The organism is Curtobacterium sp. MCLR17_051 (assembly GCF_003234395.1).
Taxonomy (GTDB): Bacteria; Actinomycetota; Actinomycetes; order Actinomycetales; family Microbacteriaceae; genus Curtobacterium; species Curtobacterium flaccumfaciens.
Genome location: NZ_QKTA01000003.1, coordinates 90,265 through 106,886, shown reverse-complemented (window position 1 = coordinate 106,886; position 16,622 = coordinate 90,265). Strand labels below are relative to the sequence as shown.

Genomic DNA, 16,622 nt, shown 5'->3' with positions numbered 1-16,622 from the left:
TCGCGGATGCTGTGTACGTCAGACCTTCAGGTACCGGCGGATGGCGATCGACGCCGACGCCGCGGCGAGGAGCACCCCGATCACGATCACCGCGGGGACCACGATGGCCGCGTCCCCCATGCCGATGAACGCCGTGCCGGTGAAGCGCTCCGCCAGGAAGTTCCGGACGAAGAACCAGACCACGGCGGTGATGGCGCCACCGGCGAGGACGGCTCCGATGGCGGCGGCGATCACCCCCTCGAGCACGAACGGTGTCTGGATGAACCGGTTCGACGCACCGACGAGCCGCATGATGCCGAGCTCTCGCCGTCGACTGAACGCCGACAGGCGGATCGTCGTCGCGATGAGCAGCACCGCGGCCACGAGCATGAGCGCCGCGATGCCGATCGCCGTGTACGACGAGGCGTTGAGCAGGTTGAAGATCGGCTGCAGGTACCCGCGTTGGTCGACGACGCTCTGCACGCCGGCGACCTTCGACAGGCTCTCGACCAGGACGTCTGCCTGCGACGGGTTCTTCAGGTTCACCCAGAAGGTCTCGTTCAGGTACTCCGGCTTGACGAACTCCGTCGCGGCCGAGTCCTTGAACTGCTCCTTGAACCGGGTGAAGGCCTGGTCTTGGTTCTCGTAGTAGGTCTTCTCGATGTACGGCTTGAGCGTCGATGAGTCGAGCTGCGCCTGGACCTGCTCGCGCTGGTCTGCGGTGGCCTTCGCGCCGGTGCAGTTGCCTGTGGTGTCGGTGTCGGTGCACAGGTAGACGGCGACCTGCGCCCGGTCGTACCAGTACCCCTTCATCTGGTTGATCTGCATCTGGAGCAGGATCGCTGTGCCGACGAAGGTCAGGGAGATGAAGGTCACGAGGACGACGGAGACGACCATCGACGCATTGCGCCGCAGGCCCGAGCCGACCTCGGACATGACGAGCCCGAGCCTCATCGGATGAGCCCCGGGATCGTCTGGATGCCGGTGGTGTTGGACACGGTGCCTCGCTGGATCGGGACGGCCTGGGTCTGGTAGCCGCCGGACTGTTCGTCGCGCAGGACGGTGCCGTTCGAGAGCTCGATGACCCGCCGCTGCATCTGGTTCACGATGCTGGCGTCGTGCGTCGCCATCAGCACGGTGGTGCCTCCCTGGTTGATGCGTTCGAGGAGCGCCATGATGCCGGCGGACGTGGTGGGGTCCAGGTTTCCGGTGGGCTCGTCGGCCAGCAGGATCGCCGGCTTGTTCACGACGGCGCGGGCGATGGCCACACGCTGCTGCTCACCACCGGAGAGTTCGTGCGGCATGCGAGTGGCCTTGCCGGCGAGCCCGACGAGCTTCAGCACGTCGGTCACGGCCTCGCTGATGAAGCCCTTGCTCTTGCCGATGACCTGCAGCGAGAACGCCACGTTGTCGAACACGTTCTTGTTCGGCAGCAGACGGAAGTCCTGGAAGACCACCCCGAGGTTGCGGCGGAAGTACGGGACCTTCCGCGATGCCAGGGACCCGAGGCGCTGCCCGAGCACGTGGATCTGCCCGCTCGTGGGCTTCTCCTCCTTGAGCACGAGGCGCAGGAAGCTGGACTTGCCGGAACCGGACGCGCCCACGAGGAACACGAACTCACCCTTGAGGATCTCGAGGGTGAGGTTGTCGAGCGCCGGACTCGGGTTGCCCGAGTAGACCTTGGTGACCTGGTCGAATTTGATCATGACCGGATCAGGGTAGGTCGCCCCGCTTGGAAAGCAAGCGAGGCGCGCGGCTCAGGAACCCCTACTCGGCAGCGGATTGCTTGCGCCAGCGGATGCCCGCGTTGATGAAGCCGTCCAGATCGCCGTCGAACACGGCTGAGGGGTTGTTCACCTCGTGCTCCGTCCGGAGGTCCTTGACCATCTGGTACGGCGCCAGGACGTAGGAGCGGATCTGGTCGCCCCAGCTCGCCGTGATGTTGCCGGCGAGTTCCTTCTTCTTCGCGTTCTCCTCTTCCTTCTTCAGGAGGAGCAGGCGCGACTGCAGCACGCGCATGGCGGCCGCACGGTTCTGGATCTGCGACTTCTCGTTCTGCATCGAGACGACGGTGCCGGTCGGGATGTGCGTCAGGCGCACCGCGGAGTCGGTCGTGTTGACGGACTGCCCGCCGGGGCCCGACGAGCGGAACACGTCGACGCGGATGTCGTTCTCGGGGATGTCGATGACGGCGGTCTCCGGCATGAGCGGGATGACCTCGACCGCGGCGAAGGAGGTCTGGCGCTTGCCGGCGGCACCGAACGGCGACATCCGCACCAGGCGGTGGGTGCCGGCCTCGACCGAGAGCGTGCCGAACGCGTGCGGGGCGTCGATCTCGAACGTCGCGGACTTGATGCCCGCTTCTTCGGCGTACGAGGTGTCCATCACCGTGGTCTTGAAGTTGTGCTGCTCGGCGTACCGGAGGTACATGCGGAGGAGCATCTCGGCGAAGTCCGCCGCGTCGACGCCACCCGCACCGGCGCGGATCGTGATGACCGCGGGACGGTCGTCGTACTCGCCGTCGAGGAGCGTCTGCACCTCGAAGTCGCCGATCATCTTCTGGATCGCCTTGAGCTCGGCGAGCGCTTCGTCGGCGGACTCCTGGTCGTCGCCCTCGTTCGCCATCTCGACCAGCACCTCGAGGTCGTCGATGCGCTGCTCGGTGTCGGTGATCTTCTTCAGCTCCGACTGGCGGTGCGAGAGCGCGCTCGTCACCTGCTGCGCGTGGTCGACGTCGTCCCAGAGGTCCTGGGCCCCGGCCTGCTCGCTGAGGTCGGCGATCTCACGCTGCAGGCGGTCGACGTCGACCACCGAGCGGATGTTGCCGAAGGTCTCGCGAAGGGCGGAGAGCTGCTCGGTGAAGTCCAGTTCGACCATGGTCATCGATCCTACCGGCGCGAGTCCGACTCGGCCGACCGGGAGGCCCGGCGCAGGTCCGTCCCGCTTGTCGCGGGCTTCCTCCGCACGCCTCGCACACCCGCCCCGGCCCCGTCATCCGGGCCTCCGGTGCGACCTGGCGATCGCGTACCGTCGCAGCCGCACGCCCCCGCGGCGCTCGGTCGACAGCAGGACGGCGTCGTAGTGCTCCAGCACCCCGATGGAGCCGTCGTTGTCATCGCGGCAGACGGCGATCACCGGGTCGATCCCGACGCGCGATGCGTGCGCGAGCACCTGGCCCAGCGCCCAGGTCGCCACGCCTCGGCCCCTCGCCGAGGGGCGGATCCCGTACCCGACGTGGCCGAACCGCTGCACGCCGGCCGCGTCTCCCGGCGCCCGGAGTGCGATCCCGCCCAGGACGCGGCCGTCCTCGACGATCCACCAGAGGGCCCCGGGTCTGGCGTGCAGTCGGCCGACCCAGGTGCGGAACCCGTCCTCGTCGCCGACGTCGTCCTGGGCGGTGATCCCGAATCCGTCCTCGTGCACACCCGGCCCCCACTCGGCATGCGCTTCGGCCCACGCCTCGTACAACGCCGTCTGCGGCCTCACCAACTCGAGCATGTCCAAGTATCACAACGAAGCGGGTCGGTGGCGATCCCCTCGTGCGGATTCGACCGCAGTCGCTTCCGGGGTCGCACGCGCGACCCGCACCGACCGTGACCCGTAGAGTCGAGAGACTCTCGACGTCAGGACCCGAACGATGACCAGCCCCGCAACCGACCCAGCCGGAGCCGAGCGGTGGGCAGCCGCCGCCCGGCTCGCCGACGGCCAGAGTGACGACGGGCTCCGCCGCCGCCGGACCCGCGTGTTCGTGTGGGCGGGGGCACTCGTCCTGGTGTCGTGGGTGGTCGGGGTGGTCCTGGCACTGGTGCTGGTGCCGGCCACCGGGAGCAGCCACGCGAGTGGCGGCGATGGCGTGCAGCTGCTCGTCCAGCTCCTGCTGTTGCTGCTCGGGCTGGTCGTCGGCATCGTCGGTTTCGTGTGGGCCTTCCGCTCCGGTCACTACGTCACTCGCTGGCGATCGGTGAGCAGCCCGCTCTCCCGCGCGGAGCAGCGATCGGTGCGGCGTCAGATCGCCGGCAAGGAGCCGATCGACGACGAGCACGCGGACATCGTCGCCGCGGTGGCCGCGCAGAACCGTCGAGCCACGCTCGGGACCCTGCCGATCTTCGGCGCCGTGATGCTGTTCGCCGCCTCGACGGCCGTGAGCACGGACAGTCTGCCCATCAAGCTGATCGAGCTCGTCGCGTCGTTCGCGGTGGTGCTCGGGCTCGTGCAACTGGCCGTGCAGTACCGACGAGCCGGGCGGTTCCTCTCGGAGCGCCCCGTCAGCTGACGTCGTCCGGCTGGCCGCCCGCACCGCTCGACCGTCGGCGGCGTCGGCTCCTCAGGACCAGCAGGAGACCGACCAAGGACGCGGCGCTCCCGAGGAACACCCCCGCCCCGACCCACGTCGTGACGGACGTGCCGTGCCCGAAGAGCGCGTTGATGAGCATGCCGAGTCCGACAGCCACGCCGGTGAGCAACACCGCGCAGGTCGGTTCGAGCCACGGAGGCGACAGGAGCGACCGTCGGTCGACCGGGAGGCCGCGGTCCAGTCGAGCACGCGCAGCTCGCTCGCGGTCCTGGATCGTGATCCCGATCATCGGCCCCCAGAACGCCACCGTGGCCTGGCTGCCGCCGGGATCGACCAGGACCAGGATCGCCATCGTCGCAACCGCACCGCTGAGGTACCACCAGGGGAAGACCCGACGGATCGGGACGGCCCAGCGGCTGTCCCGCCGGGTGCCGTTCCGCGGACGGTGCTCAGCGCCACTCGTGACCACGGTCAGCGCTCCCAGCGCAGGTCGGCACTGCCCTCTGGTTTCGGAGTGGTCACGGGCTCAGGCTACCGGCGGACGTGCGTCCACCTCGTCGCTCCCGGTGAGCACTTCCGCAGTGCCGTCACCTACCCGAGACCGCGCGACCGCCAGTGCCTGCTCAGCCGACGCGAGGAGCACCGGATCACTGGCCTGTCTGAGCGCGACGGCGAATGTGAAGTCCTCGACGGCACGGTCGACGCTCCCGGCTGCGAGCAGCGCCTTGCCTCGGTGTTGCCGCATCACGGCCTCGCGAGTCGTGCCGATGCACTCGGCGACGAGGAGGTCGTACTCGCGCACAGCGGTGCGGGTGTCACCGAGGTCACGGTGGCAGTCGGCCCGCAATGCTCGGACACGCTGCGTCGAGGCGACCCGTTCGAGGCGACGAAGCGCATCACCAGCCTTGCCGGTCCACAGCAGCTCGATCTCCTCACGGAGTGGGTCGTCGGCCGATCCCGCGCGGAACGCAGCGAGGTCGGTGATGACCGGACGGAGATCGGCGGACCGGATTCGCCATCCGGGGCCGCCCTCGACGTCGTGCGTGGCGCCCGTCCCCCGAGTGTGCGGCGTTCGAGGTTCCGGGATGCTGGCTGTCATGGGCGGCGTCAGCGTCGCAGCCGAGATCGCCGGTGTCCCACCTGGGCACTGACCAGGACGACGACCGCGCAGACGAGGGTGACGAACCCGAAGGGCCGCGATCCCGGGTGGGTGAACAGCGCGACCGAGACCCCGAAGAACACGATGCCGAGCAGGGCGAAGACGACCCACACGGCGGATGATCGGAGCATGCCCGGAGTCAACCACTACCGCCCGAGCAGCGGCTCCCGCGACGCCATCCCAGCGGCACCGGCCCGCGCGACCGCATCGGGCAGCGCCGTCAGGAACGCGTCGACGTCGGCATCGGTGGTCGTGTGGCCGAGCGTGATCCGGAGCGCACCACGGGCGTCCTGCTCCGACAGCCCCATCGCGAGCAGCACGTGCGACGCCTCGGGCACGCCGGCCTGGCACGCCGACCCGGTCGACACCGCGACCCCGGCGGCGTCGAGCAGGAACAGGAGCGAATCGCCCTCGCAGCCGGGGAACGTGAAGTGCGCGTTGCCCGGCAGCCGGTCGACCGGGTCCCCCATCAGCACCGCCGACGGCACGGCCGCGCGCACCCCGGCGACCAGGCGGTCCCGCAGGGCGACGAGCGACGGGTGCGGCATCGGCTCGGCGACGACCGCGCTGGCCGCGACACCGAAGGCCGCAGCCGCCGGGGCGTCCTGCGTGCCGCTCCGCACCTGCCGCTGCTGCCCCCCACCGTGGATGAGGGGTTCGACGGTGGCCTTCCGTCCGAGCACGAGTGCACCGATGCCAACGGGCCCGCCGACCTTGTGCGCGGAGACGCTGAGCGCGTCGAGGCCGGACCCGGCGAACGACACCGGCACCTGCCCGTAGGCGGCGACCGCGTCGCTGTGCACGGGCACGCCGGCGGCGTGCGCGAGCTCGACGATCCGTGACACGGGCTGGATGGTGCCCACCTCGTTGTTCGCCCACAGGAACGTGACCAGGGCGACGTCCGAGGCGTCGGCGAGCCGCGCCTCCAGTCCGGCGAGGTCGACGCGACCCTGCGCGTCCAACGGGACCACGTCGATGACGGCGCCCTCGTGCGTCTCCAGCCAGGTCAGGGTGTCGACGGTGGCGTGGTGCTCGCCGCCCGGGACGACGATGCGGGGCCGCTGGCGGTCGCGCTGGCGAGCCCAGAACAGGCCCTTCACGGCGAGGTTGATGCTCTCGGTGCCGCCGGAGGTGAACACGACCTCCACCGGGTCGGCGTCGAGCGAGCGGGCGACGGCGGCGCGGCCGTCCTCGAGCAGCATCTTGGCGCGCTGACCGGCGCTGTGGATGGACGACGGGTTGCCGACGGTGCCGAGGGCATCGGTGAAGGCGGCGAGCGCCTCCGGCAGGATCGGCGTCGTCGCGGCGTGGTCGAGGTAGACCGACAAATGCACCCCCTGGATCGAGCAGTGTCCAGGATACGCGCCGGTCCTCGTACCCTTGTCGCGTGCACGAGACAGCGATCGACCTGACGCCGGGGTTCTCCCTGGGCGGGACCGTCCCCCGGTTCACCCTGCGGTCCGCGACGGCGACGGACGTCGTCCTGGTCGTGGCGAGCGCGGGGAGCGCCGACGGAGCCGACCCCTCCGACGTGCGGCCGACACGGCACGCGCTCGAGCGGGTGCCGGACACCGACGTGTGGACCGGCGAGGTCCCCGGGGTCGTGCCCGGCGACCGCTACCACCTGCTCGTGGACGGGCCGGTGGGGCCGCGGCACGAGTTCGACCCGACGCGTCCGTTGCTCGACCCGTACGGGCGGGGCATCCTGCCGACCGGCGACGACGAGGCGTCCGGCCCCCGCTGGACCAGCGTGGTCGTCGACGACGCGTTCGACTGGGGCGGCGTCGTGAAGCCGCAGGTCCCGCTCGACCGTGCCGTCGTCTACGAGGCGAACGTCCGCACCCTGACGGCCGCGAACCCGCACCTGCCGGAGCACCTGCGCGGCACGTACGCCGGGGTCGCCCACGAGAGCACGATCGCGCACCTGCACCGCATCGGCGTCACGACGCTCGAGTTGCTGCCCGTGCAGGCGTTCGACACCGAGCGGTGGCTCCGCGACGCCGGCCGGCAGAACGCCTGGGGCTACAACACGCTGGGGTTCTTCGCCCCGCACGCCGCGCACGCCTCGGCACCGGCGCAGCAGGAGGGCGCCGACGCCGTCCTGCGCGAGTTCAAGGGCATGGTCCGGCTGCTGCACGAGGCCGGCATCCAGGTCGTCCTCGACGTCGTCTACAACCACACCGCGGAAGAGGGCCTGGGTGGTCCGACGACGAGCCTTCGCGGCATCGACGGTGCGAACCGCTACCGCTGGGCGCGGACCGACCCGCCCCGCCGGGACACCTACTACGACACCACCGGGTGCGGGAACACGCTCGACACCTCGGTCGAGGCGACGGCGGACCTCATCCTCGACAGCCTGGTGTACTGGGCGCGCGAGGTGCAGGTCGACGGGTTCCGCTTCGACCTGATGGCCGCCCTGGCCCGCGACGGCGAGCACCGGTTCGACCCGTCGCACCCGCTGCTCGAGCGCATCCGGAACCACCCGGACCTGCAGGACACCCTGGTGATCGCCGAGCCGTGGGACGTCGGCCCGGACGGCTGGAAGACCGGGGAGTTCGGTGCGGCCGGGCACCGCACGAGCGAGTGGAACGACGGGTTCCGCAACACGGTCCGCCAGTTCTGGCTCACCGACATCGCCGAGGAGCGCCGCACCGGCCTGCCGCAGACCGGGATCGGTGCGCTCGCCGGAGCCCTGACCGGGTCGCGTCACGTCTTCGGCGCCGACCGCGGCCCGCTGGCGAGCGTCAACTTCGTCACCGCGCACGACGGCTTCACCCTGCTCGACCTGGTGTCGTACGACGGCAAGCACAACGAGGCCAACGGCGAGGACAACCGCGACGGCTCGAACGACAACCGCTCGTTCAACCACGGCATCGAGGGTGACACCGCCGACCGAGGGGTCCGCGCCGCGCGCGGCCGGTCGATGCGCAACCTGGTGGCGACCCTGATGCTCTCCGCCGGGGTGCCGATGCTCACCGCCGGCGACGAGCGGAGCCGCACGCAGCACGGCAACAACAACGCCTACGTGGTGTCCGACGACCTGACCCCGGTGGACTGGTCCGACGACGAGGACGCCGAGACGATGACCGAGGCCGTCGCCGCGCTGGCCCGGTTCCGGCAGGCGCACCCGTCGCTCCGCCCCACACGCTTCGGCGTCGAGGGGCAGGAGACCCCCGGGGCCTCGCGGATGTCCTGGTACGGGCCGGACGGGCACCCGATGACGATCGAGGGCTGGGACCAGCCGGTGCATCGCGCCCTGCAGTACTTCGTCGAGTCGACGCCGGAGCACGAGCCCTTCGACCGCGTCCTGGTGGTCGTGCACGGCAGCGGCCGCACCCGCGACCTGACCCTGCCGGTGCGCGAGGACGTCCTCGGGTACCGCCTGGCCTGGTCGAGCGAGAAGCACCGCGACCACGAGCGCCTGCGTCCCGCCGGGCAGGTCTTCACCGCCTACGGCCCCGGCATCCACCTGTTCGAGGTGGCGTAGCGCCGAGCAGGCGGGTGCGGCCCGGCGTCGCGACCGGGTGGCGGACGGGAGGCCCGTGGCGGCCCCGGCACGGGCCTCCCGTCCGGTCCTCAACAGGCTCCACGGCGCGCCCGGCCCTCCACAGCGGGCCGATTCCGGGGAACGCGGAGCCGCTCGCCGGGTAGCGTCGCTTCCGTGGCCACCGCAGACCGACCCCGCCGCCCGAAGATCGGGCGCATCCCGATCACCGAGCTCGCCCCGAGGACGCCGAACGGCTTCCCCGGCAAGGCATTCGACGGCGAGGTGATCACGTTCGGTGCAACCGTCTTCCGAGAAGGACACGGCATCATCGGCGCCGACCTCGTCCTCGAACGCCCAGACGGTGGAACCCGCACCGTCCCCATGACCCTCGGTGCCCCCGGCACCGACCGCTACGAAGCCACGGTGCAGGTCGACCACGTCGGCGTCTGGACGTGGCACGTCGAGTCGTACTCCGACGACTGGGCGAGCTGGCTGCACGGCGCACGCCTGAAGATCGCGGCCGGCGTCGACACCGAGGCGACCCTGCTCGACGGTGCCGTGCTGCTCGACCGGCTGGCCGAGGAGACCGACTCCCCCGCCGCCACCCGTGCCGCCGCACGCGTCCGCGACACCGACCTCGACCCGGCCGAACGCCTGGCCGCCGTCGACGACCCGCGGATCGTCGCCGAGGTCGAGGAAGCCCCGCTCACCTCGCTCCGGACCCACTCCGCCACCCAGCTGCTCGACGTCGAACGCACCCGCGCCGGCGTCGGCGCCTGGTACGAGTTCTTCCCCCGCTCCGAAGGCGCGAAGAAGAACCCCGACGGCTCCTGGAAGAGCGGCGACTTCCGCACCGCTGCCCGCCGTCTGCCCGCCGTCGCCCGGATGGGCTTCGACGTCATCTACCTGCCGCCGATCCACCCCATCGGCACCACCGCCCGCAAGGGGCCGAACAACACGCTCACGCCCGGGCCGAACGACCCCGGCAGCCCCTGGGCGATCGGCTCCCCCGAGGGCGGGCACGACGCGATCCACCCCGACCTCGGCACCGAGGACGACTTCCGCGACTTCGTCGAGACGGCGAAGAACACCGGCATGGAGGTCGCGCTCGACTTCGCGCTGCAGTGCTCCCCCGACCACCCCTGGGTCACGCAGCACCCGGAGTGGTTCACGCAGCGCGCCGACGGGTCCATCGCGACCGCCGAGAACCCGCCGAAGCGCTACCAGGACATCTACCCGATCCAGTTCGACACCGACCCCGAGGGCCTGGTCACCGAGGTCGAGCGCGTCCTGCGCCACTGGATCGCCTTCGGCATCCGCATCTTCCGCGTCGACAACCCGCACACCAAGCCGCTCTGGTTCTGGGAACGGGTCATCCGTGAGATCCGCGACGAGCACCCCGACACCGTGTTCCTCGCCGAGGCGTTCACCCGCCCGGCGATGATGCGCGCGCTCGCCGAGGCCGGGTTCCAGCAGTCGTACTCGTACTTCACCTGGCGCAACACGAAGGACGAGATCGAGGACTACTTCACGGAGCTCTCGCACGAGACGAGCGACTACCTGCGCCCGAACCTCTTCGTGAACACGCCCGACATCCTCACCGAGTACCTGCAGTTCGGCGGCCGTGCCGGCTACAAGGTGCGCGCGGCACTCGCCGCCACCGGTGCGCCGACGTGGGGCATGTACGCCGGGTACGAGCTGTTCGAGGACGTCGCCCGTCCGGGCTCGGAAGAGAACATCGACAACGAGAAGTACGAGTACAAGCCGCGCGACTTCGCCCTGGCCGAGGCCGAGGGTGCGTCGCTCGCGCCGTACGTGACGATGCTCAACCGCCTCCGGGCGGCGCACCCCGCGCTGCGACAGCTGCGGAACCTGCACGTGCACGCCGCCGACGACCCGGCGATCGTCGTCTACTCGAAGCACCTGTCGGGCGAGTACATCCGGTCAGGGCGCCCCGACACCGTGATCGTGGTCGCCAACGTCGACCCGCACTCCGCCCGTGAGACCACCGTGCACCTGGACCTCGCCGCACTCGGTCTGCCGACCGAGGGCCTGTTCGACGTCCGTGACGTCGTGACAGGTCAGCGCTGGACCTGGGGCGCGTCGAACTACGTCCGCCTGGACGCGTTCCAGGAGCCCGTGCACCTGCTCGTCGTGGAAGGACCCCACCGATGACCCCCGAACCGACCGACCCCACGAAGCGCGGACCGGCCGTCCCGCCGGTGCCGCCTCCGCCGCCGGCCGTGCCGCGGTACGAGCCGAAGGTGTCCGCGCCCGACGAGGACCTGCCCGGCGCTCCGCCGGCGCAGCGCGAGGCGCCCGACCGCGGCGTGGCGGAGTCCGCCACGCTCGCCGGGCACCCCGCCGACCCGACGCACCCGCGGCAGCCGTCCGTGGCAGCCGCGGCATCGTCGGACGCCCTGACCGCCCCGACCGGCGGCGCTGCACCCGTGGTCCGTCCGGCCTCCGTCGACGCGCCGGTCGCCCCCAGCGCCGCTGCTCCGGCGTCGGCTGCTGCCTCGGCTCCGGCCGCCGCTGCCGCCACCGGTACGGCCACCGATCCGCGTCCGGCTCCGATCGAGGACTGGCTGCGTCTGCAGGTGGCCGAGGGCCGCTGGTCCCAGCCGCACGACGTGCTCGGCCCGCACCCGGTCGACGGTGGCACCAGCGTCCGCGTCGTCCGGCACCTGGCCCGCGCGGTGCGCCTCGTGCGCCCCGACGGCGACGACATCGAACTCACGCACGAGGGCGACGGGCTCTGGGCCGGCGCCACTGCCGAGACCCTCGGTCGCTACCGCGTCGAGTCGGAGTACGACTACGACGAGTCCACGGACGAAGACGACGCCACCTGGACCACCGACGACGCGTACCGGTTCGCCCCGACGCTCGGCGAGCTCGACCTGCACCTGTTCGGCGAGGGCCGTGACGAGCAGCTCTGGCACCACCTCGGCGCACACGCCCGCACGGTCGACGGTGTCGACGGTGTCGCGTTCGCCGTCTGGGCGCCCCGGGCCACCGCCGTCCGCGTGATCGGCGACTTCGAGGGCTGGGAAGGCCGCACCACCGCGATGCGCCGTCTGAGCGACCTCGGCGTCTGGGAGCTGTTCTGGCCCGGTGCCGTCGTCGGACAGCGGTACAAGTTCCAGATCCTCACCGACTCCGGCTGGGTGGAGCGGGCCGACCCCTTCGCCCGCGAGGCCGAGATCGCGCCCGCCACGGCCTCCGTCGTCACCGAGTCCACGTACACGTGGTCCGAGGGCGACGCCGCGTGGATGGAGCGCCGCGCCCAGACCACCACGCACGACGCCCCGATGAGCGTCTACGAGGTGCACCTCGGCTCGTGGCGCCCCGGCCTGTCGTACCGCGAGGTCGCCGACCAGCTCATCGGCCACATGGAGTACACCGGCTTCACCCACGTGGAGTTCCTGCCGCTCGCCGAGCACCCGTTCGGCGGGTCGTGGGGCTACCAGGTCACCGGGTACTACGCGCCGACCGCGCGCTTCGGTTCGCCGGACGACCTGCGCTACCTGATCGACCGCCTGCACTCCGCCGGCATCGGCGTGATCATGGACTGGGTCCCCGGGCACTTCCCGAAGGACGAATGGGCCCTCGGGCGCTTCGACGGCTACGCGCTGTTCGAGCACCCGGACCCCCGCCGCGGCGAGCAGCTCGACTGGGGCACCTACGTGTTCGACTTCGGACAGCCGCAGGTGCGCAACTTCCTGGTCGCGAACGCGCTGTACTGGTTCGAGGAGTTCCACATCGACGGCCTGCGGGTCGACGCGGTGGCCTCGATGCTGTACCTCGACTACTCCCGAACCGACTGGCTGCCGAACATCCACGGCGGCCGCGAGAACCTCGACGCGATCTCGTTCCTGCAGGAGACGAACGCGACGGCGTACAAGCGCTACCCCGGCATCGTGATGATCGCCGAGGAGAGCACCTCGTGGCCGGGCGTGACCCAGCCGACGAGCGCCGGCGGACTCGGCTTCGGGCAGAAGTGGAACATGGGGTGGATGCACGACTCGCTCGAGTACGTGCAGCGCGACCCCGCGTACCGCAGCTACCACCACGACGAGATCACCTTCTCGTTCGTCTACGCGTTCAGCGAGCAGTTCACCCTGCCGATCAGCCACGACGAGGTCGTGCACGGCAAGGGCTCCCTGTACGGCAAGATGCCCGGCGACGAGTGGCAGAAGCTCGCCAACGTGCGTGCGTACCTGGCGTTCATGTGGGCGCACCCCGGCAAGCAGCTGCTCTTCATGGGCCAGGAATTCGCGCAGCCCGCCGAGTGGTCCGAGGCGAAGGGCCTCGACTGGTCACTCCTCGACCAGCCCGGTCACCGCGGTGTGCAGGACCTCGTCGCGGAGCTCAACCGCGTGTACAAGGACTCCCCTGCGCTCTGGACGCACGACTCGACGGCCGACGGCTTCGAGTGGCTCGAGGGCGGCGACGCACCGCACTCGACCCTCGGGTTCCTGCGGAAGGACGGCGACGACCGGGTCGCGGTGTTCGTGAACTTCTCCGGCGTGCCGGTGGAGCGTCGCTTCGGGTTGCCGACCGCCGGCGAGTGGCACGAGGTGCTCAACACCGATGCTGCCGAGTACGGCGGCTCCGGAGTCGGCAACCTCGGCGTCGTCACCGCAGAGGACACCCCGTGGGCGGGCCGCCCCGCCTCGGCGCACCTCGTGGTCCCGCCGCTCGGTGCCGTCTGTCTCGTCCCGGGCGAGCGCGATGCGCGAGACGCCGTCGTGTCCTCGAGACGCCCCCGAGACGCCGAGACGCCGCCGGATTCGGCGGCGTCTCGGTGTGACGACGGCGTCTTCTTCGCCGTACGGACCCCGCAGGTCTAGTACAGGGCGTTCGCCAGGCGGCGACGCGCCGCGACGACGCGCGGGTCCTCGCTGCCGATGAGCTCGAAGTACTCGACGAGCCGGACGCGCAGGGCCTCACGGTCGTCGCCGAACACCGTCGGCACCAGGTCCAGGAGACGTCCGAAAGCGTCGTCGACGTGCCCGCCGGAGATGTCGAGGTCGGCGACCGCGAGCTGTGCCTGGACGTCCTGCGGGCCGGCGGCAGCGGCCGCACGGATCTCGTCGGCCGTCCGGCCGTTCAGCCGGTCGAGCAGCGACACCTGTGCGAGTCCCGCGACGGCCATCTGGTCGTGCGGGTCCTGCAGGATGGCGGTCTTGTACTCCTCGATCGCGGTGGCGTAGTCGCCCTGCTCGATCGCGTCGTACGCGGCCTGGTGGTGCGGCGGGAGTGGCTCCGGCTCGGGCTCGCCCTGCTCAGGGGCGACCTCGGTCGCAGCGCCGTCGACGGTTACGCGACCGGCCACGCCGTTCTGCTCGGCGGCCTGGAGCACCTGCTCGTAGACGTCGCGGACCTGCGCCTCGGGCAGTGCCCCGACGAAGAGCCCGAGCGGGCGTCCACCGATGACGGCTGCGACGGTCGGGATCGACTGCGCCTGGAACGCCTGCACGAGCTGGGGGTTCGTGTCGGCGTCCACCTTGGCGAGCACCACGCGGCCGTCGTACTCCGCGGTGAGCTGCTCGAGGATCGGCGAGAGCTGCTTGCACGGCCCGCACCACTCGGCCCAGATGTCCACGATGACCGGGACGACGTTCGACAGCTCCAGGACGTCCTGGAAGGTCGCGTCGGTGACGTCGATCACGAGCGACGGGACGGTCAGGTCGGCACCGTTCGCGGTGCCAGCCTCGGTGCCGGGAACGGCTCCGCCGGCGGAACCCGCCGCTGCCGGAGCACCGGACGGCTGGGGCGGCCGCTGTGCACGGTCGACGAGGGACGACAGGTCCACGGCTCCGCGGAGCCCGGACGGGGTCGGGGGGATGTTGCTCATTGCACCTCACTCGCTGCGGTCAGGCCCTGTGTGAACCCGAGCAGGACCACTTTGCCATCCGAGGCGACCGGCGGCACGTAGAAGAGCAGCTGGACGCTGTAGGTCGCGCTGATGCCCTTCTTGCTCGTGTCCACGCCGGACAGTGCCTTGACGGCACCCTCGGTGTTCACCTCGGCGCCCGACGCGGTCGGGGTCACCTTCTCGATCTCGTCCAGGTCCGCGGAGACCAGGGCGCCAGCGTCGTCGGTCGCGATCGCGACGGCGGAGTCGGCGGGCACCTCGGACGAGTACTCGATCTTCGCCGTGTCCGGCAGGGCCTTGGCCTTCTTGTCCTTGTACGCCTTGCCGATGGTGGTGCGGAGCGCATCGCCCTCGGTCGCGAACAGGTCGGCGTACTCGCTGGCGGTGTCCTTCGACAGGATGTCGCCGTAGGCGGTCGCGACCTGGTCGGGCTGGATCGTCAGGAGCTTCGACTCCGGCGCGAGCAGTGCGGCACCGATCGTCGTCGGGGCGAGGCTCGGGATCTTCGCGTCGGCCTCGAGCGAGACGTCGTACGCCACCTTGTAGGGATCGCGGGCGGTGTCCTGCACCAGGGTCAGGGCCTGCGGCGCGGACTTGGCGTCACAGTCCTCGGCGACGATCGTGAAGACCGTTCGGGGCCAGGTGTCGGTCTGCTGCGGCAGCGCGACGCACACCTGCGCGGCCGAGATCGCCGGCGGTGCCTTGACGTCCGAGTCCTTGCCGCGGATCGAGTAGTTCGCCAGACGGAGGTCGAGCGCCGCGCCGGAGAACCGGGTCCGGACCAGGTCACGGTCGCGCGCCCCGTCGGCCTGCTCGGCGACGGCGGCGGTCCGCTGCACGATGCGGGTGATCTGCTGCTTGGTCGCAGCCGTCGGCTCGGTGGTCTCAGCAGCCCCCGTGGCGGTGGCCGTCGGGGTCGGTGTGGCGAGCGACGGGTCGCCGCCCTGCGGCCAGTAGTCCGAGGAACAACCGGCCAGGGTCAGGGCGCCGACGAGCAGCACCGGGACGCCGATGAGCGCGCGCGTGCCGCGACGACCGCGACGCGGCACCTGGGCTCCGGCGGCGGCGGCTCGACGGGACGCACGCACCCGCGGCGGGCGGCTGCCACCACTGCGACGGCGGGGACCGCGGCCACGGCGCTGGTGCAGGAAGGCGAGGACGAGCAACACGAGGCCTCCGAGGACGAACACGCCGCCGGCCACGAGCAGCGGACCGACCGCCGGCGTCGCGGTGTCCTGCGGCCAGGTGACGGACACGTCGCTCGGTGCTGCGGCCTTGCCGTCGCTCACGACGAGGACCGAGACGTCCTGCGGCAGGCGGACGGTGAACTGCCCGGCACCGTCGTACTCCTGGTACCAGAGGTCGCTGCCCTTCGGCGACGGGACGCTGGTCTCGCTGCCCGAGGTCGACCCGACCAGCGAGCCCTTCTCGGCGTCGAAACGGAGCGTGGTGTGCTCGGCGTCACCGATCCAGGCGTCGACGTCGGCGGTCTTGCCGTAGGCCGCGAAGACCTTGCCGGAGCCGGACACGTTGATGCGCTGGTAGCCGGGATTGGCGTTGAGCGTCGTCCCCGGGATCACGGTCACCGGGGCGGAACTGGTCGTCGAGCTCTCGGCCACGAGCGAGGACGGCGGCGCGAACACGGTCCGCTGTCCCACCGCCAGCGCCACGAGCAGCAGACCGATGACGAAACTGACGATCGCCAGGACGAATCGCACGAACTCTCTCCCTACCGCGCCGGGGGGGGGATGTCGGCGCGCGAATCAGCGACTCAGGATAGCGAGCAACGCTGGACAGCGCATCAATCCGCGCTGTCGCCGGA

Annotated in this window: 14 protein-coding genes; 4 read left to right on the top strand and 10 right to left on the bottom strand. The window is 71.0% G+C overall.

Annotated features, from left to right (window positions below; all coding sequences use genetic code 11):
* Positions 1–18: 18 nt before the first annotated feature.
* From ftsX to DEJ06_RS04785, 4 genes are all read right to left on the bottom strand, one after another.
* Positions 19–933, bottom strand: coding sequence for a permease-like cell division protein FtsX (ftsX, locus tag DEJ06_RS04800; protein WP_027465852.1), 915 nt, complete (start codon positions 931–933; stop codon positions 19–21).
* Complete coding sequence (gene ftsE / locus DEJ06_RS04795; RefSeq protein WP_017888215.1) at positions 930–1,685, bottom strand: cell division ATP-binding protein FtsE; 756 nt, start codon at positions 1,683–1,685, stop codon at positions 930–932. Before ftsE ends, ftsX begins: the two co-directional genes overlap by 4 nt.
* Before the next feature lie 61 nt (positions 1,686–1,746).
* A complete protein-coding gene (gene prfB / locus DEJ06_RS04790; RefSeq protein WP_071244840.1) occupies positions 1,747–2,856 on the bottom strand; it encodes a peptide chain release factor 2 in 1,110 nt (369 codons plus the stop codon).
* 114 nt (positions 2,857–2,970) lie between these two features.
* A complete protein-coding gene (locus DEJ06_RS04785) occupies positions 2,971–3,477 on the bottom strand; it encodes a GNAT family N-acetyltransferase (RefSeq protein WP_111038575.1) in 507 nt (168 codons plus the stop codon).
* Between the two features lie 139 nt (positions 3,478–3,616).
* Here DEJ06_RS04785 and DEJ06_RS04780 point away from each other — a divergent pair, with 139 nt between their 5' ends.
* A complete protein-coding gene (locus DEJ06_RS04780; RefSeq protein ID WP_111038574.1) occupies positions 3,617–4,252 on the top strand; it encodes a hypothetical protein in 636 nt (211 codons plus the stop codon).
* On the opposite strand, the gene DEJ06_RS04775 is transcribed toward DEJ06_RS04780, so the two are convergent.
* The 4 genes from DEJ06_RS04775 to DEJ06_RS04760 all read right to left on the bottom strand — a co-directional run bounded on the left by DEJ06_RS04775 (position 4,245) and on the right by DEJ06_RS04760 (position 6,760).
* A complete protein-coding gene (locus DEJ06_RS04775) occupies positions 4,245–4,742 on the bottom strand; it encodes a hypothetical protein (RefSeq protein WP_111038573.1) in 498 nt (165 codons plus the stop codon). The genes DEJ06_RS04780 and DEJ06_RS04775 overlap by 8 nt on opposite strands.
* 57 nt (positions 4,743–4,799) lie before the next feature.
* Entirely contained in the window at positions 4,800–5,075 is a 276-nt protein-coding gene (locus DEJ06_RS18545; protein ID WP_258372465.1) for a hypothetical protein, read from the bottom strand.
* Positions 5,076–5,380: 305 nt separating this feature from the next.
* Positions 5,381–5,563, bottom strand: coding sequence for a hypothetical protein (locus DEJ06_RS04765; RefSeq protein WP_111038571.1), 183 nt, complete (start codon positions 5,561–5,563; stop codon positions 5,381–5,383).
* Positions 5,564–5,578: 15 nt separating this feature from the next.
* A complete protein-coding gene (locus tag DEJ06_RS04760; RefSeq protein ID WP_071406368.1) occupies positions 5,579–6,760 on the bottom strand; it encodes a cysteine desulfurase family protein in 1,182 nt (393 codons plus the stop codon).
* A 59-nt stretch (positions 6,761–6,819) separates the two neighbouring features.
* Between DEJ06_RS04760 and DEJ06_RS04755 the strand changes: the two genes are divergently transcribed.
* From DEJ06_RS04755 to glgB, 3 genes are all read left to right on the top strand, one after another.
* Complete coding sequence (locus tag DEJ06_RS04755; protein WP_111038570.1) at positions 6,820–8,919, top strand: glycogen-debranching protein; 2,100 nt, start codon at positions 6,820–6,822, stop codon at positions 8,917–8,919.
* A 174-nt stretch (positions 8,920–9,093) separates the two neighbouring features.
* Positions 9,094–11,094, top strand: a complete 2,001-nt coding sequence (locus DEJ06_RS04750; protein WP_171907870.1) for an alpha-1,4-glucan--maltose-1-phosphate maltosyltransferase — start codon at positions 9,094–9,096, stop codon at positions 11,092–11,094.
* The gene (gene glgB, locus DEJ06_RS04745) at positions 11,091–13,772 is read left to right on the top strand and encodes a 1,4-alpha-glucan branching protein GlgB (protein ID WP_258372587.1); all 2,682 of its coding nucleotides are present in this window, start codon (positions 11,091–11,093) and stop codon (positions 13,770–13,772) included. The genes DEJ06_RS04750 and glgB overlap by 4 nt, the downstream gene beginning before the upstream one ends.
* On the opposite strand, the gene DEJ06_RS04740 is transcribed toward glgB, so the two are convergent.
* Together DEJ06_RS04740 and DEJ06_RS04735 are read right to left on the bottom strand one after the other, a co-directional pair.
* Positions 13,769–14,779: a tetratricopeptide repeat protein gene (locus tag DEJ06_RS04740; RefSeq protein WP_111038569.1), complete on the bottom strand. Its 1,011-nt coding sequence runs from the start codon at positions 14,777–14,779 to the stop codon at positions 13,769–13,771. The genes glgB and DEJ06_RS04740 overlap by 4 nt on opposite strands.
* Entirely contained in the window at positions 14,776–16,518 is a 1,743-nt protein-coding gene (locus DEJ06_RS04735) for a hypothetical protein (protein WP_111038568.1), read from the bottom strand. The genes DEJ06_RS04740 and DEJ06_RS04735 overlap by 4 nt, the downstream gene beginning before the upstream one ends.
* Positions 16,519–16,622: the final 104 nt, after the last annotated feature.